The sequence below is a fragment of the Cereibacter sphaeroides 2.4.1 genome, assembly GCF_000012905.2.
GTDB classification, from domain to species: domain Bacteria; phylum Pseudomonadota; class Alphaproteobacteria; order Rhodobacterales; family Rhodobacteraceae; genus Cereibacter_A; species Cereibacter_A sphaeroides.
This window is the reverse complement of sequence record NC_007493.2, coordinates 1,603,911-1,626,032: the sequence shown is the minus strand read 5'-3', so window position 1 is coordinate 1,626,032 and position 22,122 is coordinate 1,603,911. Positions and strand designations below refer to the sequence as shown.

Genomic DNA, 22,122 nt, shown 5'->3' with positions numbered 1-22,122 from the left:
CCGAGACGCCATGAGGGTGACATGAAGGGCCTGAAGAAGAAACGCCGCATCCAGATCATCGCGCTGGCCTTCGTGGCGCTGGCGGGATCGACCGCTCTGATCGGCTATGCGATGCGCGACGGGATCAACTTCTTCCGCTCGCCCACCCAGGTGGTCGAGGCGCCGCCGCCCGAGACCGAGGTCTTTCGCATCGGCGGCCTCGTCGAGAAGGGCAGCCTCGTGCGGGGGCAGGGCGAGACCGTCACCTTCCGCGTCACCGACACGAACGCGACCGTCCCGGTCAGCTTCACCGGCGTCTTGCCCGACCTTTTCGCCGAGGATGCGGGCATGGTCGGCACCGGCCGCCTCGTGGGCGGCGTCTTCGAGGCGTCCGAGATCCTCGCCAAGCATGACGAGACCTACATGCCGAAAGAGGTGGTGGACGCGCTGAAGGAACAGGGCGTCTTCCAGCACACCGAGGACCAGCCCCAGGGCTGAAAGCCACACGCCTCCGTCCCGCCTCCGCTTTCATTCTGGCTCAAATATCCCGGGGGTGCGGGGGCAGCGCCCCCGTCCGTCCCCGGCAGACCGCGCGCCCGCTTAACCCGCAGGTGAGCGGCCGAGGCCAGCCTGTCCTCCTTCAACCGAAGGGGGAGAGATGCAGAGCATTCAGGATATCGCCCGGCAGATCGTTGCCCGCGAGGGCGGGTTCGTCGAGGATCCCGACGATCCGGGGGGCGCAACCAACCGCGGGGTGACGCTCGCCACCCTCCGCCGCCTGGGCTTCGACACGACCGGTGACGGAAAGGTTCAGGTGGAGGATGTGCGTGCGCTGACCCACGCCCAGGCCGAGTCCATCTTCATCGAGCATTACTTCCGCCGTCCCGGCCTCGGCAACCTGCCCGAGCCGCTCCAGCCCGGCGTCTTCGACATGTATGTCAACGCAGGGTCCACTGCGGTGCGCCTCCTGCAGAAGCTCCTCGCCGACATGGGATACCCCTGCACGGCCGACGGGATCGTGGGGCCGCAGACCATCCGGCAGGCGCAGGCCGCGATCGAGGCCGCACCGGCGCATCTCGCCGATGCCTATGCCATCGCGCGGCGCAACTGGTATTACGCGCTGGCCGACAGCCGTCCCGCCTCGCGCAAATATGCCCGAAGGAAGGACGGCGGAAAGGGTGGCTGGATCGTGCGGGCCGAGGAGTTCATGGCGCCGCGCTACCGGTTGACCGAGGCGCAGCATCGCGAAAGGACAGCGGCATGGGCCTGATGGGACGTCTCATCGCGGGCAGCGGCGGCGTGGCGAGCGTGGGCGCCGCCGTCAGGGAGGTGGCCGAAGTATTCCGCCCCAATGCCACGCGCGCACTCGAACTCTCGGCCGAGGTGCAGGGCGAGGCGCTCCAGCAATATTCCGAGGAATTCGCCAATCCGGGCAACGGCTGGTTCGACCGTTTCGTGAACGGGGTGAACCGGCTGCCGCGGCCGATGCTGGCCTTCGGCACGCTGGCGCTCTTCATCTTCGCCATGGTCGATCCCGAGAGCTTCGGGCGGCGGATGTCGGGGCTGGCGCTGGTGCCCGATCCGCTCTGGTGGCTGCTCGCGGCCATCGTGGGCTTCTACTTCGGCTCGCGCGAGGCCCACTATTTTCGCGCCCGGCCGGCCGGTCCCGCGGCGCTGCCCGCCTCGCCGGCCGCGGCGCCCGAGGCCAATGCCGCGCTCGAGGACTGGCGCGCGGAGCGCAACTAGGCTGCGGGGGCGGGCGGCATTGACCTGTGCGCCCGCCTCTGGCAAAGCCGGGGCAACAATCAGGACATGCCCCGAATGAACCTCTTCACCGAAATCCGCACTCTCGTGACCGCCGAACTGGGCGCCATGACGGAGGCGGGCGATCTGCCCGCCGGGCTCGACCTCTCCGCCGTTGCGGTCGAGCCGCCGCGCGATCCGGCCCACGGCGACATGTCCACCAACGCGGCGATGGTGCTCGCCAAGCCGTCCGGCAAGCCGCCGCGTACCATTGCGGAGGCGCTGGCCACCCGGCTCGCGGCCGACCCGCGCATCTCCTCGGCCGAGGTGGCGGGGCCGGGCTTTCTCAACCTCCGGCTGCGCCCGGCGGTCTGGCAGGGCATGGTGGCGACCATCTTGCAGGCGGGCGACACCTATGGGCGGTCGACCATCGGCGCGGGCCAGAAGGTCAATGTGGAATTCGTCTCGGCCAACCCCACGGGCCCGATGCATGTGGGCCATGTCCGCGGCGCCGTCGTGGGCGATGCGCTGGCGCGGCTTCTGGCCTATGCCGGCTGGAACGTGACGCGGGAATATTACATCAACGACGGTGGCGCACAGGTCGACGTGCTGGCGCGGTCGGCCTTCGAGCGCTACCGCGAGGCGCACGGGCTCGAGCCCGAGATCCGCGAGGGCCTCTATCCCGGCGACTATCTGATCCCCGTGGGCGAGGCGCTGAAGGCCAAATATGGCGACAGCCTGCTCGACAAGGGCGAGCAGCACTGGCTCACGGAGGTGCGCGAGTTCGCCACCGAGATGATGATGCAGATGATCCGCGAGGATCTGGCCGCGCTCGGCGTCGAGATGGATGTCTATTCCTCCGAGAAGGCGCTCTACGGCACCGGCAAGATCGAGGCCGCCCTCGACCGGCTGAAGGAGATGGACCTGATCTACGAGGGCGTGCTCGAGCCGCCGAAGGGCAAGACGCCCGAGGATTGGGAGCCGCGCGAGCAGACGCTCTTCCGCTCGACCGCGCATGGCGACGACGTCGACCGGCCGGTGAAGAAGTCGGACGGCAGCTGGACCTATTTCGCCCCCGACATCGCCTATCACTACGACAAGGTGACGCGCGGGTTCGACCAGCTGATCGATATCTTCGGCGCCGACCACGGCGGCTATGTGAAGCGGATGAAGGCGGCCGTCGCGGCGCTCTCCGCGGGTCGCGTGCCGCTCGACATCAAGCTGATCCAGCTGGTGAAGCTCTGGAAGAACGGCGAGCCCTTCAAGATGTCGAAGCGGGCGGGCACCTATGTCACGCTGCGCGACGTGGTGGAACAGGTGGGCACGGATGTCACCCGCTTCGTGATGCTGACCCGGAAGAACGACGCGACGCTGGACTTCGACTTCGACAAGGTGCTGGAGCAGTCGAAGGAGAACCCGGTCTTCTACGTCCAGTATGCCAATGCCCGGATCAATTCTGTGCTACGCAAGGCGCGCGAGCAGGGGATGGACGTGTCCGACGCGACGCTGGCCACGGCCGACCTCGACCGTCTCGACCATCCGGCCGAGATCGCGCTCATCGCCAAGCTCGCCGAATGGCCGCGTCTGGTCGAGATCGCGGCCCGCACCAACGAGCCGCACCGGGTCGCCTTCTACCTCCACGAGCTCGCTTCCGAGCTCCACGGTCTCTGGAACCGGGGCAATGACGAGGCCGGATTGCGCTTCCTGCAGGACGATCCCGTGGTTTCGCAGGCAAAAATCGCCCTCGCCCGGGCCGTGGGCGTTGTGATTTGCGCGGGTTTGGGTATCTTGGGCGTCACTCCGGTCGAAGAAATGCGCTGAAAATATGCATCCGCCGGGGCATAACAGGCAAGCAGCGCCGGGGCGTGCCCCGCGCGCAGTGGGGCAGAGCATGGCGGACGTGGATTTCAACGATTTCGAGGGCTATTCGGCCCCGCAGCGGCCTGCCAAGGTCCAGCGCATGATGAACATCGCGGGCGGCGTCTCGTCGATCGCGCTGATCCTCGGTCTCGCGGTCTGGGGCTACAAGCTCGCGGTGCGCGATGTGAACGGCATTCCCGTGGTGCGCGCCATCGAGGGGCCGATGCGGATCGCGCCCGACGATCCCGGCGGCGAGATCACGGCCCATCAGGGACTTGCGGTGAATGACGTGGCTGCGGCGGGAACCGCCTCTCCGCCGCCCGACCGGCTGGTGCTGGCCCCGAAGCCCGTCGAGCTCGCGCTCGAGGACGGGCCGGGACTCGAGCAGCCGGGGGCCGCGCCCGAACAGGGGGCGTCGGAGACCGAAAGCCTCGCCGCCACGACGGAGGAGCTGCCCGAGAGCGCGCCGATCGAGGATGAGGGGTCCGCCTCTGCGGTGGCCGAGGAGCAGCTGCCCGCCATCGACGCTGACGCCACGAAGCTCGCGCTAGCCGAGGCCATTGCGGGCACGGTCGAGCCCGAGGCCGCAGAGCCCGAAGCCAACGAGGTGCTGGCCGATCCGCCGCCGCCCGGGGCCGTGACGCGCTCGCCCGTGCCGCCGCCGCGGCCCGCCCGTGCCCAACGCACCGCGGAAGCCGCTCCGGCCGCGGCCGGAGCCGCCGTGACCGCTGCGGCCGTGACCGAGGTCGATGCGGCCACTCTGCCTGCGGGCACGCGCCTCGTGCAGCTCGGTGCCTTCGACGATGCCGCCTCGGCGCGACGGGAATGGGACCGGCTCGCCGGCCGCTTCGGCACGCTCCTGACCGAAAAGAGCCGCGTCGTGCAGACCGCGCAGAGCGGCGGGCGCACCTTCTACCGGCTGCGCGCCTCGGGCTTTGCCGACGAGGGCGAAGCGCGGCGCTTCTGCTCGGCGCTTCTGGCCGAGGACACCGCCTGCATCCCGGTCGCCCTGAGATGAGCGAGGCTGGCCGGACGGCCGCGATTTTCGGCTGCTCCGGCCCGGTCCTCACGGATGCCGAGCGGCAGTTCTTCCGCGAGGCCGACCCCTTCGGCTTCATCCTCTTCGCGCGCAACATCGACAACCCCGCGCAAGTCTTTGCCCTGACGCAGGAACTGCGTTCCACCGTGGGGCGCGACGCGCCCATCTTCGTCGATCAGGAAGGCGGCCGCGTCCAGCGTCTCCGCGCGCCGCACTGGCGCGAGTGGCTGCCGCCCCTCGAGGCGGTGGAGCGCGCCGGGGACCGGGCGGCCCGGATGCTCTGGCTGCGCTACCGGCTCATCGCCGAGGACCTGCGGGCGGTGGGCATCGACGGCAACTGCGCGCCCGTGGCCGACATCCGCACCGCGGCGACCCATCCGTTTCTCGCCAACCGCTGCCTCGCCGACGAGGCGGCGCGCGTGGCGGAGCTTGCCCGCGCGGCGGCCGAGGCGCATCTGGCGGGCGGGGTCCTGCCGGTGATGAAGCATCTGCCGGGCCACGGACGGGCCGCGGCCGACACGCACCACGACCTGCCCACGGTAACCGCCAGCCGCGAGGAGCTGGCCGCCACCGACTTCGCGGCCTTCCGGGCGCTCGCGGATCTGCCCTTGGCCATGACGGGTCATGTGGTCTTTTCGGCCTATGATGCGCAGCCTGCGACCCTCTCGGGGCCCATGGTCGGCGTCATCCGCGACGAGATCGGCTTTTCGGGCCTCCTCATGACGGACGATCTGTCGATGCAGGCCCTCTCGGGCGGGATCGGCGCGCGGGCGGGGGCGGCCATCGCGGCCGGCTGCGATCTGGCGCTCCATTGCAACGGCGAACTGGCCGAGATGGAGGCCGTGGCCGCCGCCGCGGGCGCGATGGGGCCCGAGGCGCTGGAGCGCGCCGCAGCGGCGCTGGCCCGCCGCAGGCCGCCCGAGCCGGTTGACAGCCGGGCGCTCGAGGCCGAACATTCCGTCCTTCTGGGCGGGCATGGACATGGCTGACGTTTGGGAAGAGACTTCGGTCCTCAGCGTCGCGGACCGTCTGGCGGCCGAGGCGCTGATCGTGGATGTCGAGGGCTTCGAGGGGCCGCTCGACCTTCTGCTCACGCTCTCGCGCACGCAGAAGGTCGACCTGCGGCGCATCTCGGTGCTGAAGCTCTCCGAGCAATATCTGCTTTTCGTCAATCACGCCAAGCAGTTGCGGATCGAACTGGCGGCCGATTATCTGGTGATGGCGGCCTGGCTCGCCTATCTGAAAAGCCGGCTTCTGCTGCCGCCGGACCCGACCGAGGAAGGTCCGTCGGCCGAGGAACTCGCCGCGCATCTGGCCTTCCAGCTCGAGCGGCTGGAGGCCATGCGGGATGCCGCCGCCCGGCTGATGGCGCGCGACCAGAAGGGGCGCGACTTCTTTCCGCGCGGGCTGCCCGAGGATGTGACGCGGCACCGCAAGGTGACCTACACCGCCACATTGATCGATCTCATGCGGGCCTATGCCCGTATCCGCACCAAGGACGAGTTCCGGCCCTTCGTCATGGACCGGCACCATGTCTTCACCATGGAGCAGGCGCTCGACCGGATGCGGGGGATGCTGGGCTGGTTCGGCGACTGGGCCGAACTCACGAGCTACCTGCCCGAGGGCTGGGACGGCCATCCGATGCGCCGCCGCTCGGCCACCGCCGCCCATTTCGCCGCCGTGCTGGAAATGACGAAGCGCGGGCAGATCGAGCTGCGGCAGGGCGAGACCTTCGCGCCGATCCTGATCCGCCGCAGGGAGGGGGCATGAACGAGAGGCCGGAAAAGAGCCTGTTCGAGGCGCCGGTGATGGCCGAGCAGGAGCGGATGGTCGAGGCGATCCTGTTCGCCTCCGCCGATCCGGTGACGGTGGCCGAGCTTCAGGCGCGCTTGCCGCATGGCTGCGATCCGGCCGAGGCGCTGACCCATCTGCGCCGCCGCTACGAGGGGCGCGGCGTGCAGCTCGCGCGCGTGGGTGACGCCTGGGCCTTCCGCACGGCGGCCGATCTGGGCTTTCTCATGCGCAAGGAGACGGTCGAGCAGAAGAAGCTCTCGCGCGCGGCCATCGAGACGCTGGCCATCGTCGCCTATCATCAGCCCGTCACCCGCGCCGAGATCGAGGAGATCCGCGGCGTGGCCGTGAGCCGGGGCACCATCGACCAGCTTCTCGAGCTGGAATGGATCCGTTTCGGCCGCCGGCGGATGACGCCCGGCCGCCCCGTGACCTTCGTCGTGACCGAGAGTTTCCTCGACCATTTCGGGCTCGAGTCGGCGCGCGACCTGCCGGGGATCAAGGAGTTGCGCGCGGCGGGTCTGCTCGACAACCGCCCGCTGCCGGGCAGCACGAAAACACCGGACGAGGATGAGCCGGTGACAGGACAAAGCGAACTCTTCGAGGATTGAGCATGATCGCGAGCGGTTTCTTCAGCAGGCTGAAGCGCCTTTTCACCGGCCGGGGGCCCAAGGCCGCGCCCGCCAAGCCGCGCCCCGGGGCGCCGGAGGCAGGGCCTCAGGCCGGCGGGGCGCGCTCGGCGGCCAAGCTCGCCCGGAAGGCCGCGCAGCGCACCCGGCGCTCGGGCCGCTAGAGGCCGTTCGCAGGGGCAGGTGCCGGTTTCCGCCGACTTCGGCGCTGCGATCTGTCCCTTTGCCGCGTTTCGTGTTAAGGATTGGCTGCGGTCCGTTGGGGTCGTCAGGGCGCCTCGCGCCTCTGTACCAAGACCTTTGTCAGATCCTTTGCACGAGTCATTCGGAGTTTCCCATGTCCACGCGATCCCTTGCAGGACGCTTCTTCCAGACCCTGTTCTTCGAAGGCGCGGCGCTTGCCCTCGCCGTGCCTCTCTATGCGCTGGCCTTCGACGCCCGCGGCGGTGCGGCGCTGCCGGTGCTGCTCGCGGTCTCCGCGGCGGCCTTTCTCTGGGCCGCGCTCTACCGCGTGCTGTTCGACTGGTTCCACTGGCACCTGACGCGGCGACCCGAGGCCCTGCGGGCGGCGGGCACCGGGCTTCTGCGCCGCATCTCGGGGCGTGCGACGGCGCTGCTCCTGACCTTCCCGCTGCTGATCTGGCTGGGCGCGCTCGGGCCGCGCGAGGCTCTTCTGGCGGCGCTGGCGCTGGCCGGGCTCCATGCCGGGCTCGGTGTGGCCGCGGGGTTCCTGCGCGGCCGCGGTCGCCCCACCGCGCTCTGCTGAGCCGCTAGGACCGGGCGAGGGGCAGCCGTTCGAGCAGGCGGAAGCGGCCGTCGGCGGCCTCGGCGCAGAGGCTGAGACTGTCCACCCGCAGGGGCTCGGCGAGGATCGGCGACAGCAGGTGGCCCAGCACCGCCTCGACCTCGGCCAGTTCCGCCTCGGGCAACTCGCCCGTGAGCGTGAGGTGGAAGCGGAAATCCTCGAAGACATAGGGATAGCCCCAGTCGGCCAGATGGCCGCGCTGGCGCGGGGTCAGCCGATCGGGGCGCCGCCGCGCGAGCTCGGCCTCGCTCAGCGGCGCACGGAAGCCGTCGAGCGCGCGCACCACTTCGCCCGCCAGCGCCTGCAGCGCCTCCTCCTCGCCCGCGGGCACGAGGGCCAGGAACCCGCCGATCCGCGTGAGCCTGAGACCCGGCAGCGTCACGGGCGCGAGATAGGGGCAGAGCGCCAGCACCGCGGCATGGAGATCGGTGACATCCGTGCCCTCGGCCAGCCGGAAGGGCGGCTTCAGCGTGCCGTGCAACCCGTATTTCCGCGGCGCCTGGGTGATGAGGGCCAGATCGCGGGGCAGGCCTGCCACGGCCGGATGGGGCACGGGCTCGGCCGCCTCCGCATCCCAGCCGAGCCAGCCGCGGCCGAACTGCGCAAGTGGGCCCTCCTCGGGCGTCCAGTAGATCGCATATCGCGAGAAGCCTTCCATGCGCCGCCCTCTCTGCAAGCCCCGTTTCAGCATAGCGCGCGATGGCGATGAAGGAAGGGCCTCGGCGTGGGCCATTCCCTGAGAGCCACCGGCCGGCTAGTCTCGGGCCGATCAGCCAAGGACCCGCCCATGACGCTCTCTGCCTTCACCGCTCCCGGCCGCTTCTGGCGCGGGAACCTCCATACCCATTCGACCCGCTCGGACGGCTGTCTCGAGCCCGCCGAGGTCTGCCGGCGCTACCGCGACGAGGGCTACGATTTCCTCGCGCTGACCGATCATTTCGTGGGCCGCTACGGCTATCCGATCACCGACACGCGCCCCTTCCGCGCGCCGGGCTTCACGACGCTCCCCGGGGCCGAGCTGCATTCGGGGCCGATGGAGAATGGCGAGCTCTGGCATATCCTGGCCGTCGGTCTGCCCGAGGATTTCACCCCGCCCGATGTGCCGGACTTCCGCGCGGGCCCCGGGCAGGAGACGGGGCCCGCACTCGCCGCGCGCGCCGTGGCGGCGGGCGCCTTCGTGGCGGTGGCCCATCCGCAATGGTCGGGTCTGACGCTGGCCGATGCGCGGAGCCTCTCGGCCGCCCATGCGGTCGAGATCTACAACCACGGTTGCGCCATGGGCTGCGAACGCCCGGACGGCGCCGCGCTGGCCGACCTCCTGCTGACCGAGGGGCGGCGGCTCACGCTGATCGCCACGGACGATGCGCATTTCACCGAGCCCGACCATTTCGGCGGCTGGGTCATGGTGAAGGCCGAGGAGAATGAACCCAAGGCGCTGCTCGCCGCGCTGAAGCGGGGCGATTTCTATGCGAGCCAGGGGCCGGAGCTGCGCCGTGTCTCGCTGGAGGGCGACTGGATCGAGCTGGAGTGTTCGGCGGTGACGGCCATCGTGCTGCAGGGGGCGGGCACGGCCGCGACCGCGCTTCACGGCGCCTCGATGACCCGCGCGCGCCTGCCGATCGAACGGTTCCGGGCGAGCCCCTTCCTGCGGGTGACGATCCGCGATGCGGCCGGGCGGCGGGCCTGGTCGAACCCCCTCCATCTCTGACGGGAAGCGCGAGGGGCCGATGGCGGACGGGGGGCTGTCTGCCCCCCGCGCCCCCCGAGGATATTTGCGCCAGAATGAAGGGGCGAGGGGGGCGGGCCGTGGCGGATCAGGGGGCGGGGATGGAGGGGAGCGTGAGGCCGTGGGTGCGGGCGCATTGGAGCGCCTCCTCGTAGCCCGCGTCGGCGTGGCGCATGACGCCGGTGGCGGGATCGTTCCAGAGCACGCGGGCGAGGCGTCGGTCGGCGGCCGCGCTGCCGTCGCAGCAGATCACCATGCCCGCATGCTGCGAGAAGCCCATCCCCACGCCGCCGCCGTGATGGAGCGAGACCCAGGTCGCACCCGAGGCGGTGTTGAGGAGTGCGTTCAGGAGCGGCCAGTCCGACACCGCATCGGATCCGTCCTTCATCGCCTCGGTTTCGCGGTTGGGCGAGGCGACGGAGCCGGAATCGAGATGGTCGCGCCCGATCACCACGGGCGCCGCAAGCTCGCCCCGGCGCACCATCTCGTTGAAGGCGAGGCCCGCGAGGTGGCGCTCGCCGAGGCCGATCCAGCAGATCCGCGCGGGCAGGCCCTGGAAGGCGATCCGGTCGGCCGCCATGTCGAGCCAGCGGTGGAGATGGGCATTGTCGGGGAAGAGCTCCTTCATCTTCGCATCGGTCCTGCGGATGTCCTCGGGATCGCCCGAGAGGGCGACCCAGCGGAAGGGGCCGATCCCGCGGCAGAAGAGCGGGCGGATGCAGGCGGGCACGAAGCCCGGGAAGGCGAAGGCGCGCGCGAAGCCCTCCTCCAGCGCCATCTGGCGGATGTTGTTGCCGTAATCGAGCGTCGGCACGCCCGCATCGTGAAAGCCCACCATCGCCTCGACATGGGTGCGCATCGCGGCGCGGGCGGCCTTCGTGACGGCGGCGGGATCGATTTCGGCCCGGGCCCGCCAGTCGCCGAGGCTCCAGCCCGCGGGGAGGTAGCCGTGGAGCGGATCGTGGGCCGAGGTCTGGTCGGTCACGATGTCGGGGCGCGGCCCGCCCGCCCGCATCCGCGCGAGGATCTCGGGGACGACCTCGGCCGCATTGCCGAGGAGCCCCACCGAGCGCGCCTCGCCCGCGGCCGTCCAGCGCGCGATGAGCGCCAGCGCCTCGTCGAGCGTCTGCGCCTTCTCGTCGAGATAGCGGGTGCGCAGCCGGGCGTCGATCCGGCTCTCGTCGCATTCGACCGCGAGGCAGGAGGCGCCGGCCATCACCGCGGCGAGCGGCTGCGCGCCGCCCATGCCGCCGAGACCCGCCGTCAGCACCCAGCGGCCGGTGAGATCGCCGCCATACTGCTGGCGCCCCACCTCGGCGAAGGTCTCGTAGGTGCCCTGCACGATGCCCTGCGTGCCGATATAGATCCAGCTGCCGGCCGTCATCTGGCCGTACATCATGAGCCCCTTGCGGTCGAGCTCGTGGAAATGCTCCCAGGTGGCCCAGTGCGGCACGAGGTTGGAATTGGCGATCAGCACCCGCGGCGCATCCTCGTGGGTGCGGAAGACGCCGACCGGGCGGCCCGACTGCACGAGCAGCGTCTCGTCGGCCTCGAGCGCGCGGAGCGCCGCCACGATCCGGTCGAAATCCTCCCAGCTGCGGGCGGCGCGGCCGATCCCGCCATAGACCACCAGCTCGTGCGGACTCTCGGCCACATCGGGATGGAGGTTGTTCATCAGCATCCGCAACGCCGCCTCGGACTGCCAGTTTCGGGCCGAGAGGGTGGAGCCGGTGGGCGGGAAGATGTCGCGCAGGTTGTGACGGCTCGTCATGGGCTGCTCCTCAGAGGGCGGGAAAGGGAAGGCCCGCGGCCCGGGCCAGCGCGCCTGTGCGCACGAGGCGGGCGGCCGCGGCGAGGTCGGGGGCGAGGATGCGGTCGGCCGCGATCCGCGGCACCTCGGCGCGCAACCGCGCCAGCACGGCGCCGAGCGGGGCGGAGGTGGCGAGGGGCGCGCGGAACTCCACCCCTTGCGCGGCGCAGATCGCCTCGGTCCCGAGGATCACCGCGAGGTTCTCGACCATCCGGCCGAGCCTGCGCGCGCCATGGGCCGCCATGCTGACATGATCTTCCTGATTGGCGGAGGTGGGCGTGCTGTCGGTGACGGTGGGGGCGGCCATGTGCTTGTTCTCGCTCATGAGCGCGGCCGTCGTCACTTCGGCGATCATCAGCCCGGAATTCAGCCCCGGCTCGGGGGTGAGGAAGGGCGGAAGGTCGAAGGAGAGCGTCGGATCCACCATCAGCGCCACGCGGCGCTGCGCGATGGCGCCGATCTCGGAGAGCGCCAGCGCGATCATGTCGGCGGCGAAGCCCACGGGCTCGGCATGGAAGTTGCCTCCCGAGACGATGCGCCCGTCCGAGAGCACGAGCGGATTGTCGGTGGCGGCATTGGCCTCGGTGGCCAGCGTGCCCGCCGCCATGCGCAGCACATCCATCGCGGCGCCCGTCACCTGCGGCTGGCAGCGGATGCAGTAGGGGTCCTGCACCCGCTGGTCGCCCTCACGGTGGCTCTCGCGGATGGCCGAGCCTTCGAGCAGGGCGCGCATGGTGGCGGCCGCCTCGATCTGGCCCGCATGGCCGCGCAGCGCGTGGATCTCGGGGCGGAGCGGCGCAGTCGAGCCCATGATCGCATCGGTGGAGAGGGCCGAGATCACCAGGGCCGCCTGAGCGGCGCGCCAGCCCTCGAAGAGGCCGGCGAGGGCATAGGCGGTCGAGAATTGCGTGCCGTTGATGAGGGCGAGCCCTTCCTTGGGTCCGAGGGCCACCGGGGCAAGACCGGCCTCGGCCAGCGCCGCGGCACCGGGCAGGCGCCTGCCGCCGACCTCGGCCTCGCCCTCGCCGATCATGACCGCGGCCATATGGGCGAGGGGTGCCAGATCGCCGCTCGCGCCGACCGACCCCTGCGCCGGGATCACCGGCGTGACGCCCGCGGCCAGCATGCCTTCGAGCAGCGCCACGATCTCCCAGCGCACGCCCGAGGCGCCGCGGCCGAGCGACAGGAGCTTCAGCGCAATCATCAGCCGCGCCGTGGACGGGGGCATAGGCTCGCCCACGCCGCAGCAGTGCGACAGGATCAGGTTGCGTTGCAGTTGCGCCGTATCGGCCGGAGCGATCTTGAGGCTCGCGAGCTTGCCGAAGCCCGTGTTCACGCCATAGACCGGCGCCGTGCCGGCCGCGGCCTCGGCCACGCGGGCGGCGGCCGCCTCGACGGCGGGGCGCGCCTCGGGGGCCAGACGCGCGCGCCGCCCCTCGCGCCAGATCGCTTCGAGCTGCGCGAGCGTGGCTTGGCCCGGGACGAGGATTTCCATCAGACGAACTCTCCCTCGTGGAGGCGGGCATGGAGGGGCGCGGGGCCGATGCGCCAGCTGAGTTCGGCCGGATGCTCGGCCTCCCAGATGGCGAGATCGGCGCGGAAGCCCGGCGCGATGCGGCCGGTGTCGGAGAGCCCGAGTGCACGGGCGGCATGGATCGTGGTGCCGGCCAGAGCCTCCTCTGGCGTCAGGCGGAAGAGGGTGCAGGCCATGTTCATGGCGAGCCCCAACGCGCCCAGCGGAGAGGTGCCGGGGTTCAGGTCGGTCGCCACCGCCATCGGCACGCCCGCCGCGCGGAGCGCCGCCACCGGGGGTGCCTGCGTCTCGCGCAGTGCGTAGAAGGCGCCGGGCAGCAGCACGGCCACGGTTCCCGCCGCGGCGAGCGCCGCCACGCCCTCGGCATCGAGATATTCGAGATGATCGGCCGAGAGCGCATCGTGGCGCGCCGCCAGCGCCGCGCCGCCGAGGTTCGAAAGCTGCTCGGCATGAAGCTTCACCGGCAGCCGCAGCTTGTGCGCCTGTGCGAAGAGATGGGCGATCTGCGCGGGCGAGAAGGCGATGCCCTCGCAGAACCCATCCACCGCATCGACGAGTCCCTCGTCCTGCGCCACCTTCAGCGCGGGCAGCACGACTTCGGCCAGATAGGCGTCGGGACGGCCGCGATGGTCCGGCGGCACGGCATGGGCGCCGAGAAAGCTCGTGCGGACCCGGACCTTGCGCAGCTCACCGATCCGGCGCGCGACGCGCAGCATCCGGAGCTCGGTCTCGATGTCGAGCCCGTAGCCCGACTTGATCTCGACCGTGCCGACGCCGCCCGCCAGCATCGCATCGATCCGGGGCAGGCTCGCCGCCAGAAGCTCGTCGGCGCCGGCGGCGCGGGTGGCCATCACCGTCGAGACGATGCCGCCGCCCGCTGCCGCCACCTCGGCATAGGAGGCGCCCTTCAGCCGCATCTCGAACTCGGCCGCGCGGGTGCCTGCGAAGACCGCATGGGTATGGCAGTCGATCAGCGCGGGCGTGCAGAGCCGCCCGCCCATGTCGTGCCGGGGCGCAGCGGAGGGCGGCAGGTGGGCCTCGGGACCGACCCATTGGATGCGGCCGCCCTCGATCAGGATCGCGGCGTCGGGGATCAGCCCGTAGCCGTCGCTCAGCGTTGCCACCCGCAGATTGCCGAGAATCATCATGCATCTTGCCTTCTGAGCGCGCTTGATCGTAATTTGTGTGCACATAATGGAACCTGTCAAGGGGAGGGGCCATGCAGCTCATCCATGCCGAGGAGGCGCTCCTGCCCGAGGGCTGGGCCCGGGACGTGACGATCCGCATCGAGGGCGGGAAGATCGCCTCGGTCCTCCCCGGCACGGCTGCCGGGGCGGAGGCGGTGCGGGTGGGCTGTCTCCTGCCGGCGCCGGTGAACCTGCATTCCCACGCCTTCCAGCGCGCCATGGCCGGCCTCACCGAGGGCCGCGGCCCCGACGGGCAGGACAGTTTCTGGACCTGGCGGCGGCTCATGTTCCGCTTCCTCGAGAGCCTCACGCCCGACGAGGTCGAGGCGATTGCCGCCTTCGCCCAGATCGAGATGCTCGAGGCGGGCTTCGCGGCGGTGGCGGAATTCCACTATCTCCACCACCGGCCGGACGGGCGCGCCTATGCCGATCCGGCCGAGATGGCGGCGCGGATCTGCGCGGCCTCCGAGACCTCGGGGCTGGGGCTCACGCTGCTGCCGGTGCTCTATCAGCAGGGCGGCTGCGACGGGCGGGCGCTCGCGCCGGGGCAGGTGCGGTTCGGCTCGGATCTGGCCTCCTATGCGGGCCTCCTCGACGGCGCGCGGCGGGCGCTGGCCGGCCTTCCCGCCGATGCCACCCTGGGTGTGGCGCCCCATTCGCTGCGCGCCGTGAGCGCGCAGGGGCTTCAGGCCGCCGTGGCTCTGGCGGGCTCCGGGCCCATTCACATGCATCTGGCCGAGCAGGCGGCAGAGGTGGCGGAGGTGGAGGCAGCGCTCGGCGCGCGCCCCGTGAGCTGGCTCCTCGACCATCAGCCGGTCGACGCTCGCTGGTGCCTGATCCATTGCACCCAGATGCAGCCCGTCGAGACCGACCGGCTGGCCCGGACCGGCGCGGTCGCGGGTCTCTGTCCGGTGACGGAAGCCAACCTCGGTGACGGGATCTTCGACGGGGCGCGCTATCTGGCGGCGGGCGGGCGCTTCGGGATCGGCTCGGACAGCAACATCCGCATCGCGCTGTCCGAGGAACTGCGCCAGCTCGACTATTCGCAGCGACTGCGCGACCGGGTGCGGGCGCCCTTCGCCACCGCCGGCGGGTCGAGCGGACGCGTGCTCCATGAGGCGGCGCTGGCGGGCGGGGCGCAGGCCGCGGGAAGGGCGTCGGGCGCGCTCGCGCCGGGGCTCTGGGCCGATCTCCTTGCGCTCGACCGGGGGGCGGTCGATCTCGAGGGACGTTCCGGCGACGGGCTCCTCGACGCCTGGATCTTCGCGGGCAGCGACCGGATGGTCTCGGAGGTCTGGTCGGCCGGGCGCCATGTCGTGACGGGCGGCCGCCATGTCGCCCGCTCGCGGATCGAGGCCGGCTACCGGCGGGTGATGGCGCGGCTGCGGGGGCTCCTCTGATGGCGCTCGGCTGGGAGGACATCCGCGCCGAGGTGCTGCGCCGGATCGAGGCGCGCCATTGGGCGCCGGGGACGCTGATCCCGACGGAGGAGGCGCTGGCCGAGGAACTTGGCTGCGCCCGCACCACCGTGAACCGGGCGTTGCGCGATCTGGCCGCGGCCGGGCTACTGGAGCGCCGCCGCAAGGCCGGCACGCGGGTGGCGCTTCATCCGGTGCGGCGCGCGCGTTTCGATATTCCCGTGACGCGGCTCGAGATCGAGGGCCGCGGGCAGAGCTATGCGTTTCACCTGATCGAGGAGCGCCGGGCCGAGCCGCCCCCCGCCGTGGCCTCGCTCTTTCGGAGCCTGCCGGGGGTGCCTCTCCTCCGGCTGCGGGGTCTGCATCTGGCCGACAACCGGCCCGCGATCTACGAGGAGCGCTGGCTCGATCCGGCCGTGCTGCCCGAGCCCGCGCCCGATTTCCGCCGCATCAGCCCGAACGAGTGGCTGGTGAGCCATGTGCCCTGGACCGGCGGCGACATCGTCTTCTCGGCCGCGAACGCGAGCCCCGAGGAGGCGGACATCCTCGGCTGCGCACCGGGCGCCGCGCTCTTTCTCTGCGAGCGGGTGACGGAGGCGGAGGGCCGCCCGATCACCTCGGTGCGTCTCCTCCATGCGCCGGGCTACCGGCTGCGCGCGGATCTGTGAGGCGGAGGCCCGGATCAGTCCCGCTTCAGCGCGGCCGCGATCCAGAGCGCCGCCAGGAGCGCCGAGAGGATCACGTTCCAGCCCGCCATCGAGATCCCCAGCATCTGCCAGGCGATCTCGTCGCAGCGCACCACCGGCCCCAGATCGACCGACGGGTTCAGCAGGTCGGCGGCCGAGATGCCCTCGATCGAGCCGGTCGAACAGGAGGCGAGCCCTTCCCACCATTTCTGCTCGACGCCGACATGGAAGAGGCCGACCCCGGCCGAGGTCGCCGCGCCGAGCGCCCCGAGAAGCGCCACGATCCGCGCAGGCCAGACGAACGCCACCGCCCCCGCGAGCACCGCCAGCAGGTGCGGCCAGCGCTGCCAGAGGCAGAGCGGGCAGGGCGGCAGACCGCCGATGAACTGGAAGGCCAGTGCGCCGAGCAAGAGCCCGGCCGATCCGGCAGCGGCTGCCAGCATCAGGAACCTGCGTGTCATCGCTCCGCCTCCAGCTTCGGTGTCGCGCGGGTTGCAGCATGCGCGCCGGCGGCGGTCAAGACGAAAGACCGTGTGCCGGTCGCGGCCCCGCTGCCCGTCCGGCCACGGCCGTCACTGCCTCCCGAAGGGTCCGGCTTCGGCAGATTGACGGAGGCGGGGCCTCAAGCTACACCGTGCCTCGCGTGCGGTTGTGGCGGAATGGTAGACGCGGGGGTCTCAAACACCCTTTCCTCACGGAGTGTCGGTTCGAGTCCGACCAGCCGCACCAGTGATCCGGATATTCCAGTGAAAACGGCGCCCAGCCGCTTCCCGGTCCCCCGATCTCAACGGGTGGGCCGCGCGCGCGCCGCGCGGATCAGTGGGAGGAAGACCATGGGATTTCAGCTCTCGACCGGGGCTGCGCTCGCGCGCGCGGATCAGTGCCTCGGGATCTCGCGGTCTCGCCGGGGGCAGATCCCACAGGGCGCGCCCGTTCGCAGGGACGGACATGGCGCAATTCGCGCCAACGGAACCGAGACGGACGTCCGGCGCCTACTAGGACGGCTCTGAAAGCCCGGTCGGGCATCCCAACCGATCTTTCAAGCGCAAGTTGTGCCTCGGACGGGTGTCTCATCCTGCCGCGAGCGCCGGATCCCCCCAGCATCTGACCAATCCCCCGTGCCGCTTGAGGGATCGCCATCAATGCGGGCCGAGGCGCCCTTCCGCGCGAGGGACAGGCTCTGCCAGCGCCGGTTGATTTCCTGCCCATCGCCTGCCCGTCAGACCTGCGGCGCAGGGCATGGAGACAGCGGGCCTCCTGCGTTGTCCTTGGGGCAAGCCGCAGAAATTGCTACTGTTTTAATGTCCCGCCTTGGTGGCGCCGGACCTTGCGGCGGTGAGTTTGACCGGGCAACCGCAGGTGCGGATCGGGAGTTCCAGGTGCGGCTTGAGGCCAGAGTTCATTTGATCCTGATGCTTTTCATATCGCCTTTCGCCGGCTCCGGGTCGTCGCGCCCGGAGCAGCACCGGAGGTCTCCCGATCCGCATTGCGGAGCCGCGACCCGGGCCTGTCCCGATCCGCGGCGCGGGAACGCGGGAAGGAGCCACCATGGCTGACCAAATCCAGATCGGCAGGCCGCCCGTGGTCGCCTGCTTCACCCCCGGCACGCTGATCGCGACCGTTCGCGGCGAGGTGGCGGTCGAGGCGCTGGCCGCCGGCGACCGGATCGTCACGCGCGACAACGGCCTCCAGCCCCTCCGCTGGATCAGCCGGCGGCGGCTCGATCATGCGACGCTCGCCGCCTTTCCGCACCTGAAGCCGGTGCTGATCGAGAAGGGAAGCCTCGGGCCGGACCTGCCCGACCGCGACATGATGGTGAGCCCGAACCACCGGATCCTCGTCTCGCGCGACCGCACGGCACTGCATTTCGATGCGCCGGAGGTGCTGGTGGCCGCGAAGCATCTGGTAGGCCCGCGGGGCATCCGCGAGGTCGAGTGCAGCGGCACGACCTATCTCCACCTGATGTTCGACCGGCACGAGGTGGTGCTGGCGAACGGAGCCTGGACCGAGAGCTTCCAGCCGACGGCGCGTCTTATCAACGGTATGGGCAACGCGCAGAGGACCGAACTTCTGGAACTCTTCCCCGAGCTGCGCAGCCCAGAGGGTCAGGCGGCCTTCGCTTTGGCCCGTCCCGTCCGTGTTCCCAAACCGGAAAGGGTCCTCGTCCGCTGACGGCGGGGCATCGGGGGCGCTTTCCCAGTCCGGGCGGAAATCCCATTGCGCGCTGGCTCAGTGGCCGGTGCGGGCCCGCCAGAGCGCCCAGTCCTCGGGCGTATCGAGATCGGTGACAGCCCGCGTGCCCGCGAGCGGAACGAGGCGAAGCCGCCCGGCCGCGCGCTCGAGGATGCGCCGCGCACCCTGATCGCCCTTTAGCGCCTGAAGCTCGGGGCGCAGGTCGGCAGGAAAGAGGATGGGATGGCCCGGCCGCCCGTCGGCGGTTGTGGCGCGCAGGAGGGCCTTCGGCGCTTCACGGTGCAGCGCGGCCATTTGGGCAAGGTCGGTAGCCTCGATCTCGGGCAGGTCCGCGAGGAGGAGGAGGACCGCCGCATCCGGCGGTGCCGCCGCCACGCCGGCGCGGATCGAAGCGGCAAGCCCCTCTGCCGCGTCGGGCACCGGCAGGCGCTGCACCGCGAGCCCCTCGAGCGCCGCCCACCGCTCCGGCCTGTCCGGCGGCAGGGTCACGAGGACGGCAAGCCCCGCCGCGATCCCCCGGCGGGCCTGAAGCCGGAGGAGGGGCTCGCCCGCCACCGGCTCCATCAGCTTGTCCGCGCCCCGCATCCTGCGGGACGCCCCGGCCGCCAGCAGCAGAAACACCGGCGCGGGCGGCACCGTCTCAGCGCCCTGGGATAAGCCCGCGCGGCGAGAAGCGCAGCACGAGAAGCAGGATCAGCCCCATGGTCAGGAGCCGCATATGCGCCGCGGAATCCTGCAGATGGGCCTTCAGCCACGAGCCATCGGCCATCCCGGCGGTGATCGCTCCGAGGAGAGACAGCCCGATCGGCTCGACCATGACCCAGAGCCACCAGATGAGGAAGCCGCCCAGCACGGCGCCCCAGTTCGAGCCCGACCCGCCCACGATCACCATCACCCAGACGAGGAAGGTGAAGCGCAGCGGATTGTAGGTTCCGGGCGTGAGCTGGCTGTCGAGCGTGGTCATCATCGCCCCCGCGATGCCGATGACCGCCGCGCCGAGGACGAAGATCTGCAGATGCCGGCGGGTCACATCCTTGCCCATGGCTTCGGCCGCCACCTCGTTGTCGCGGATCGCCCGCATCATCCGGCCCCACGGCGATCTCAGCGCGAGCTCCGAGAGCGTCACGATGATCGCGAGCACCGCCACGAACAGGGCCGCATAGCAGAGCTTTACCACGATGGCCGAAGCGGTGACGGGATCGTAGCCCCAGCCCTGCGCCCAGGCCACGAAGCCGGCGCTCTGCTGGAGATCCACCTCATAGGGCACGGGGCGGGGCAGCGAGATCATGTTCTTGACCCCGCGCGCCAGCCAGTCCTCGTTCTTCATCACGGCGATGATGATCTCGGCGATCCCGAGCGTCGCGATGGCGAGATAGTCGGACCGCAGCCCCAGCGCCGTCTTGCCGATGGCCCAGGCGGCGAGGGCCGCGAGAAGCCCGCCCGCGGGCCAGGCCAGCAGCACCGGCAGGCCGAGGCCGCCGATATTGCCGTAGAGCGCAGGGTTGATGGCCTCGATGGCGGCGACGGCCGGATCGAAGATGGCGCGATAGGCGAAGAAGCCGCCGATCAGCACCGCAAGCAGCGCCACCGTCCGCGCCCAGCCCTTCGCCATCCGCCGCCAGACCGCCACGGCCCCGCCGATCGTGGCCGCGCCGAGCGCCAGCGCGGCAAGGACGCCCCAGCCGCCGGCCGAGAAGGCCCCCGGCACCGGCTGCGCCGCCGTCACCACCACCGCAAGGCCGCCGAGCGCCACGAAGCCCATCACGCCCACGTTGAAGAGGCCCGCGTAGCCCCACTGCATGTTCACCCCGAGCGCCATGATCGCCGAGATCAGCGCCATGTTCAGGATGCCGAGCGCCGAGTTCCAGCTCTGCAGGACGCCCGTCCCCACGAAGAGCAGCGCCACGAAGGCGAAGAGGAGGAGGGTGCGGTTCATACCGATTTCCCCTTGAAGAGCCCGGTGGGCATGAACAGCAGGACGATGATGAGGATCGTGAAGCTCACCGCGAACTTGTAGTCGGTGGACATGAGCTGCACGAGCCCGTCGGGGGCCAGCGCGTCGGGCAGGAGGTAGGTCGCAACCTTCTTCCAGGCATAGGTCACCGTCACTTCCGAGAAGGCGATGACGAAGCCGCCCGCAATGGCGCCGAGCGGGCTGCCGAGCCCGCCCACGATGGCCGCGGCGAAGATCGGCAGCAGGAGCTGGAAGTAGGTGAAGGCCTTGAAGCTCTTGTCGAGCCCGTAGAGCACGCCCGCCGTGGTGGCGAGCGCCGCGGCCAGGATCCAGGTCACGGCCACCACCCGCTCGGGGTTGATGCCCGAGAGCAGCGCCAGATCCTCATTGTCCGAGAAGGCGCGCATCGACTTGCCGGTGCGGGTGCGGTTCAGGAACCAGAACAGCGCCGCCACCACGATCAGCGCCGTCACCACCGTGATCGCCTGCGTGGTCTTGATGGCGAGTCCCTCCGAAAGCCCCGTCATCTTGCGGAAATCGCCGGCAGTGATCAGGAACCGCTCGCCGTCGGCGAAGCCGATCTCCTCCACGCCAATGATGAAGCGGACGATCCCGTTCATCACGAACATGACGCCCAGCGAGACGATGACGAGGATGGTCGGCGCCGCCTTCTGCCGCCGGTAGAAGCGGTAGACCGCGCGGTCGGTCGCCAGCACCAGCGCCGCCGTCACCGCGATGCCCAGGGGCAGGGCGAGAAGGGCGGTGGGCAGCGGTCCCGCCGTCACCCCCGCCGCCTGCAGCCCCCAGGTGCCGAGGATCGTCACCATTGTGCCGAAGGCCATTGTGTCGCCGTGGGCGAAGTTCGAGAAGCGCAGGATCCCGTAGATCAGCGTGACGCCGAGCGCCCCGAGCGCCAGCTGCGCCCCGTAGGCCAGACCCGGCACGAAGACGAAATTGAGGAATGCCACGAGGGCGTTCAGGATATCCATCTCTCAACCCCCGAGGAAGGAACGGCGCACCTCGGGGTCGGCCATCAGCGCGGGCCCCGTGTCGGTGAAGCGGTTGGCGCCCTGCACGAGGACATAGCCCTTGTCGGCGATCATCAGCGCCTGCCGGGCATTCTGCTCGACCATCAGGATCGAGATGCCGGTGCGCGCCACCTCGATGATCCGGTCGAACAGCTCGTCCATCACGATCGGAGAGACGCCGGCCGTCGGCTCGTCCAGCATCAGCACCTTGGGCTGGGTCATCAGCGCGCGGCCCACCGCCACCTGCTGGCGCTGCCCGCCCGACAGCTCGCCCGCCGCCTGCCGGCGCTTGTCCTTCAGGATCGGGAACAGCTCGTAGACCTGCTCCATCGTGCCCCGGATGTCGTCGCGCCGCAGGAAGGCGCCCATCTCGAGGTTCTCCTCCACCGTCATCGAGGTGAAGATGTTGTGGGTCTGGGGCACGAAGGCCATGCCCTTGGCCACGCGCGCCTGCGGCGTCAGGGCGGTGATGTCCTCGCCCTCCAGCTTCACATGGCCGGCCCGCAGGCGCAGCATCCCGAAGACCGCCTTCATGGCCGTCGACTTGCCCGCGCCGTTCGGGCCCACGATCACCGCGATCTGGCCCTTCTCCACGGCCAGCGTGCAGCCGTGCAGGATGTCGGCGGCGCCATAGCCGCCCGTCATGCTCTCGCCGATCAGGAAAGGCTCAGCCACGGCAGCCTCCCAGAGGCAATTGCCCTTTCACGCTGGTCCAAATATCCCCGCCGGAGGCTCCCACG

Annotated in this window: 22 protein-coding genes and 1 tRNA gene; 14 read left to right on the top strand and 9 right to left on the bottom strand. The window is 70.7% G+C overall.

Translation table 11 applies throughout. From position 1 onward, the window contains the following. Positions 1-21: 21 nt before the first annotated feature. The 9 genes from ccmE (at position 22) to RSP_RS07815 (ending at position 7,807) form a co-directional block, all read left to right on the top strand. Positions 22-477 carry a cytochrome c maturation protein CcmE gene (gene ccmE, locus RSP_RS07860; protein ID WP_002720104.1) on the top strand — a complete coding sequence of 152 codons (456 nt, stop codon included), beginning with the start codon at positions 22-24 and terminating at the stop codon, positions 475-477. 160 nt (positions 478-637) lie between these two features. Next, positions 638-1,249, top strand: coding sequence for a holin-associated N-acetylmuramidase (locus RSP_RS07855; protein WP_011337867.1), 612 nt, complete (start codon positions 638-640; stop codon positions 1,247-1,249). Beyond that, positions 1,240-1,725, top strand: coding sequence for a holin family protein (locus tag RSP_RS07850; protein WP_011337866.1), 486 nt, complete (start codon positions 1,240-1,242; stop codon positions 1,723-1,725). Before RSP_RS07855 ends, RSP_RS07850 begins: the two co-directional genes overlap by 10 nt. A 75-nt stretch (positions 1,726-1,800) precedes the next feature. After that, on the top strand, positions 1,801-3,543 hold the full coding sequence (gene argS, locus RSP_RS07845) for an arginine--tRNA ligase (RefSeq protein WP_017140224.1): 1,743 nt from the start codon (positions 1,801-1,803) through the stop codon (positions 3,541-3,543). 70 nt (positions 3,544-3,613) lie between these two features. Further along, positions 3,614-4,600 (top strand): SPOR domain-containing protein, encoded by a 987-nt coding sequence (locus RSP_RS07840; RefSeq protein WP_011337864.1) that lies wholly within the window; start codon positions 3,614-3,616, stop codon positions 4,598-4,600. Beyond that, entirely contained in the window at positions 4,597-5,610 is a 1,014-nt protein-coding gene (locus tag RSP_RS07835; protein ID WP_011337863.1) for a glycoside hydrolase family 3 N-terminal domain-containing protein, read from the top strand. The genes RSP_RS07840 and RSP_RS07835 overlap by 4 nt, the downstream gene beginning before the upstream one ends. Continuing rightward, positions 5,603-6,391, top strand: coding sequence for a segregation and condensation protein A (locus tag RSP_RS07830; RefSeq protein ID WP_002720098.1), 789 nt, complete (start codon positions 5,603-5,605; stop codon positions 6,389-6,391). The genes RSP_RS07835 and RSP_RS07830 overlap by 8 nt, the downstream gene beginning before the upstream one ends. Then, the gene (scpB, locus tag RSP_RS07825; RefSeq protein WP_009565387.1) at positions 6,388-7,023 is read left to right on the top strand and encodes an SMC-Scp complex subunit ScpB; all 636 of its coding nucleotides are present in this window, start codon (positions 6,388-6,390) and stop codon (positions 7,021-7,023) included. The genes RSP_RS07830 and scpB overlap by 4 nt, the downstream gene beginning before the upstream one ends. A 355-nt stretch (positions 7,024-7,378) precedes the next feature. After that, positions 7,379-7,807 (top strand): chlorhexidine efflux transporter, encoded by a 429-nt coding sequence (locus RSP_RS07815; RefSeq protein ID WP_011337862.1) that lies wholly within the window; start codon positions 7,379-7,381, stop codon positions 7,805-7,807. A 4-nt stretch (positions 7,808-7,811) separates the two neighbouring features. Here the strand turns inward: RSP_RS07815 and RSP_RS07810 are convergent, their stop codons facing one another. Next, positions 7,812-8,504: a DUF1045 domain-containing protein gene (locus RSP_RS07810; RefSeq protein ID WP_011337861.1), complete on the bottom strand. Its 693-nt coding sequence runs from the start codon at positions 8,502-8,504 to the stop codon at positions 7,812-7,814. Positions 8,505-8,633: 129 nt separating this feature from the next. On the opposite strand from RSP_RS07810, the gene RSP_RS07805 reads away from it, so the two are divergent. Continuing rightward, the gene (locus RSP_RS07805; protein ID WP_017140222.1) at positions 8,634-9,554 is read left to right on the top strand and encodes a PHP domain-containing protein; all 921 of its coding nucleotides are present in this window, start codon (positions 8,634-8,636) and stop codon (positions 9,552-9,554) included. 106 nt (positions 9,555-9,660) lie between these two features. Here the strand turns inward: RSP_RS07805 and hutU are convergent, their stop codons facing one another. The 3 genes from hutU to hutI are packed head-to-tail and all read right to left on the bottom strand — an operon-like array spanning position 9,661 to position 14,064. Next, positions 9,661-11,343: a urocanate hydratase gene (hutU, locus tag RSP_RS07800; RefSeq protein WP_017140221.1), complete on the bottom strand. Its 1,683-nt coding sequence runs from the start codon at positions 11,341-11,343 to the stop codon at positions 9,661-9,663. 10 nt (positions 11,344-11,353) lie between these two features. Then, positions 11,354-12,877: a histidine ammonia-lyase gene (gene hutH / locus RSP_RS07795; RefSeq protein ID WP_011337859.1), complete on the bottom strand. Its 1,524-nt coding sequence runs from the start codon at positions 12,875-12,877 to the stop codon at positions 11,354-11,356. Further along, positions 12,877-14,064, bottom strand: a complete 1,188-nt coding sequence (gene hutI, locus RSP_RS07790; protein ID WP_011337858.1) for an imidazolonepropionase — start codon at positions 14,062-14,064, stop codon at positions 12,877-12,879. Before hutI ends, hutH begins: the two co-directional genes overlap by 1 nt. A gap of 71 nt (positions 14,065-14,135) precedes the next feature. On the opposite strand from hutI, the gene RSP_RS07785 reads away from it, so the two are divergent. Both RSP_RS07785 and RSP_RS07780 read left to right on the top strand, forming a co-directional pair. Beyond that, on the top strand, positions 14,136-15,503 hold the full coding sequence (locus RSP_RS07785) for a formimidoylglutamate deiminase (protein ID WP_017140219.1): 1,368 nt from the start codon (positions 14,136-14,138) through the stop codon (positions 15,501-15,503). After that, positions 15,503-16,189 (top strand): GntR family transcriptional regulator, encoded by a 687-nt coding sequence (locus tag RSP_RS07780; RefSeq protein ID WP_011337856.1) that lies wholly within the window; start codon positions 15,503-15,505, stop codon positions 16,187-16,189. Before RSP_RS07785 ends, RSP_RS07780 begins: the two co-directional genes overlap by 1 nt. 14 nt (positions 16,190-16,203) lie before the next feature. Here RSP_RS07780 and RSP_RS07775 read toward each other — a convergent pair whose 3' ends face one another. Beyond that, positions 16,204-16,668: a disulfide bond formation protein B gene (locus RSP_RS07775; RefSeq protein ID WP_011337855.1), complete on the bottom strand. Its 465-nt coding sequence runs from the start codon at positions 16,666-16,668 to the stop codon at positions 16,204-16,206. Positions 16,669-16,852: 184 nt separating this feature from the next. On the opposite strand from RSP_RS07775, the gene RSP_RS07770 reads away from it, so the two are divergent. Continuing rightward, positions 16,853-16,936, top strand: a tRNA-Leu gene (locus RSP_RS07770). 819 nt (positions 16,937-17,755) lie between these two features. Next, complete coding sequence (locus RSP_RS07765) at positions 17,756-18,379, top strand: Hint domain-containing protein (RefSeq protein WP_011337854.1); 624 nt, start codon at positions 17,756-17,758, stop codon at positions 18,377-18,379. A gap of 57 nt (positions 18,380-18,436) precedes the next feature. Here the strand turns inward: RSP_RS07765 and RSP_RS07760 are convergent, their stop codons facing one another. Genes RSP_RS07760 through RSP_RS07745 form a run of 4 tightly spaced genes read right to left on the bottom strand, consistent with a single transcriptional unit; the run spans position 18,437 to position 22,057 of the window. Beyond that, complete coding sequence (locus RSP_RS07760) at positions 18,437-19,036, bottom strand: nucleotidyltransferase family protein (RefSeq protein ID WP_011337853.1); 600 nt, start codon at positions 19,034-19,036, stop codon at positions 18,437-18,439. 4 nt (positions 19,037-19,040) lie between these two features. After that, positions 19,041-20,336 (bottom strand): branched-chain amino acid ABC transporter permease, encoded by a 1,296-nt coding sequence (locus RSP_RS07755; RefSeq protein WP_011337852.1) that lies wholly within the window; start codon positions 20,334-20,336, stop codon positions 19,041-19,043. Then, positions 20,333-21,343, bottom strand: coding sequence for a branched-chain amino acid ABC transporter permease (locus RSP_RS07750; protein WP_011337851.1), 1,011 nt, complete (start codon positions 21,341-21,343; stop codon positions 20,333-20,335). Before RSP_RS07750 ends, RSP_RS07755 begins: the two co-directional genes overlap by 4 nt. A 3-nt stretch (positions 21,344-21,346) precedes the next feature. Next, positions 21,347-22,057, bottom strand: coding sequence for an ABC transporter ATP-binding protein (locus tag RSP_RS07745; protein ID WP_002720082.1), 711 nt, complete (start codon positions 22,055-22,057; stop codon positions 21,347-21,349). Positions 22,058-22,122: the final 65 nt, after the last annotated feature.

Coding starts and splice junctions, on each gene's coding strand:
- ccmE (WP_002720104.1), top strand. CDS start 22: ATGAAGGGCCTGAAGAAGAAACGCCGCATCCAGATCATCGCGCTGGCC.
- RSP_RS07855 (WP_011337867.1), top strand. CDS start 638: ATGCAGAGCATTCAGGATATCGCCCGGCAGATCGTTGCCCGCGAGGGC.
- RSP_RS07850 (WP_011337866.1), top strand. CDS start 1,240: ATGGGCCTGATGGGACGTCTCATCGCGGGCAGCGGCGGCGTGGCGAGC.
- argS (WP_017140224.1), top strand. CDS start 1,801: ATGAACCTCTTCACCGAAATCCGCACTCTCGTGACCGCCGAACTGGGC.
- RSP_RS07840 (WP_011337864.1), top strand. CDS start 3,614: ATGGCGGACGTGGATTTCAACGATTTCGAGGGCTATTCGGCCCCGCAG.
- RSP_RS07835 (WP_011337863.1), top strand. CDS start 4,597: ATGAGCGAGGCTGGCCGGACGGCCGCGATTTTCGGCTGCTCCGGCCCG.
- RSP_RS07830 (WP_002720098.1), top strand. CDS start 5,603: ATGGCTGACGTTTGGGAAGAGACTTCGGTCCTCAGCGTCGCGGACCGT.
- scpB (WP_009565387.1), top strand. CDS start 6,388: ATGAACGAGAGGCCGGAAAAGAGCCTGTTCGAGGCGCCGGTGATGGCC.
- RSP_RS07815 (WP_011337862.1), top strand. CDS start 7,379: ATGTCCACGCGATCCCTTGCAGGACGCTTCTTCCAGACCCTGTTCTTC.
- RSP_RS07810 (WP_011337861.1), bottom strand. CDS start 8,504: ATGGAAGGCTTCTCGCGATATGCGATCTACTGGACGCCCGAGGAGGGC.
- RSP_RS07805 (WP_017140222.1), top strand. CDS start 8,634: ATGACGCTCTCTGCCTTCACCGCTCCCGGCCGCTTCTGGCGCGGGAAC.
- hutU (WP_017140221.1), bottom strand. CDS start 11,343: ATGACGAGCCGTCACAACCTGCGCGACATCTTCCCGCCCACCGGCTCC.
- hutH (WP_011337859.1), bottom strand. CDS start 12,877: ATGGAAATCCTCGTCCCGGGCCAAGCCACGCTCGCGCAGCTCGAAGCG.
- hutI (WP_011337858.1), bottom strand. CDS start 14,064: ATGATGATTCTCGGCAATCTGCGGGTGGCAACGCTGAGCGACGGCTAC.
- RSP_RS07785 (WP_017140219.1), top strand. CDS start 14,136: ATGCAGCTCATCCATGCCGAGGAGGCGCTCCTGCCCGAGGGCTGGGCC.
- RSP_RS07780 (WP_011337856.1), top strand. CDS start 15,503: ATGGCGCTCGGCTGGGAGGACATCCGCGCCGAGGTGCTGCGCCGGATC.
- RSP_RS07775 (WP_011337855.1), bottom strand. CDS start 16,668: ATGACACGCAGGTTCCTGATGCTGGCAGCCGCTGCCGGATCGGCCGGG.
- RSP_RS07765 (WP_011337854.1), top strand. CDS start 17,756: ATGGCTGACCAAATCCAGATCGGCAGGCCGCCCGTGGTCGCCTGCTTC.
- RSP_RS07755 (WP_011337852.1), bottom strand. CDS start 20,336: ATGAACCGCACCCTCCTCCTCTTCGCCTTCGTGGCGCTGCTCTTCGTG.
- RSP_RS07750 (WP_011337851.1), bottom strand. CDS start 21,343: ATGGATATCCTGAACGCCCTCGTGGCATTCCTCAATTTCGTCTTCGTG.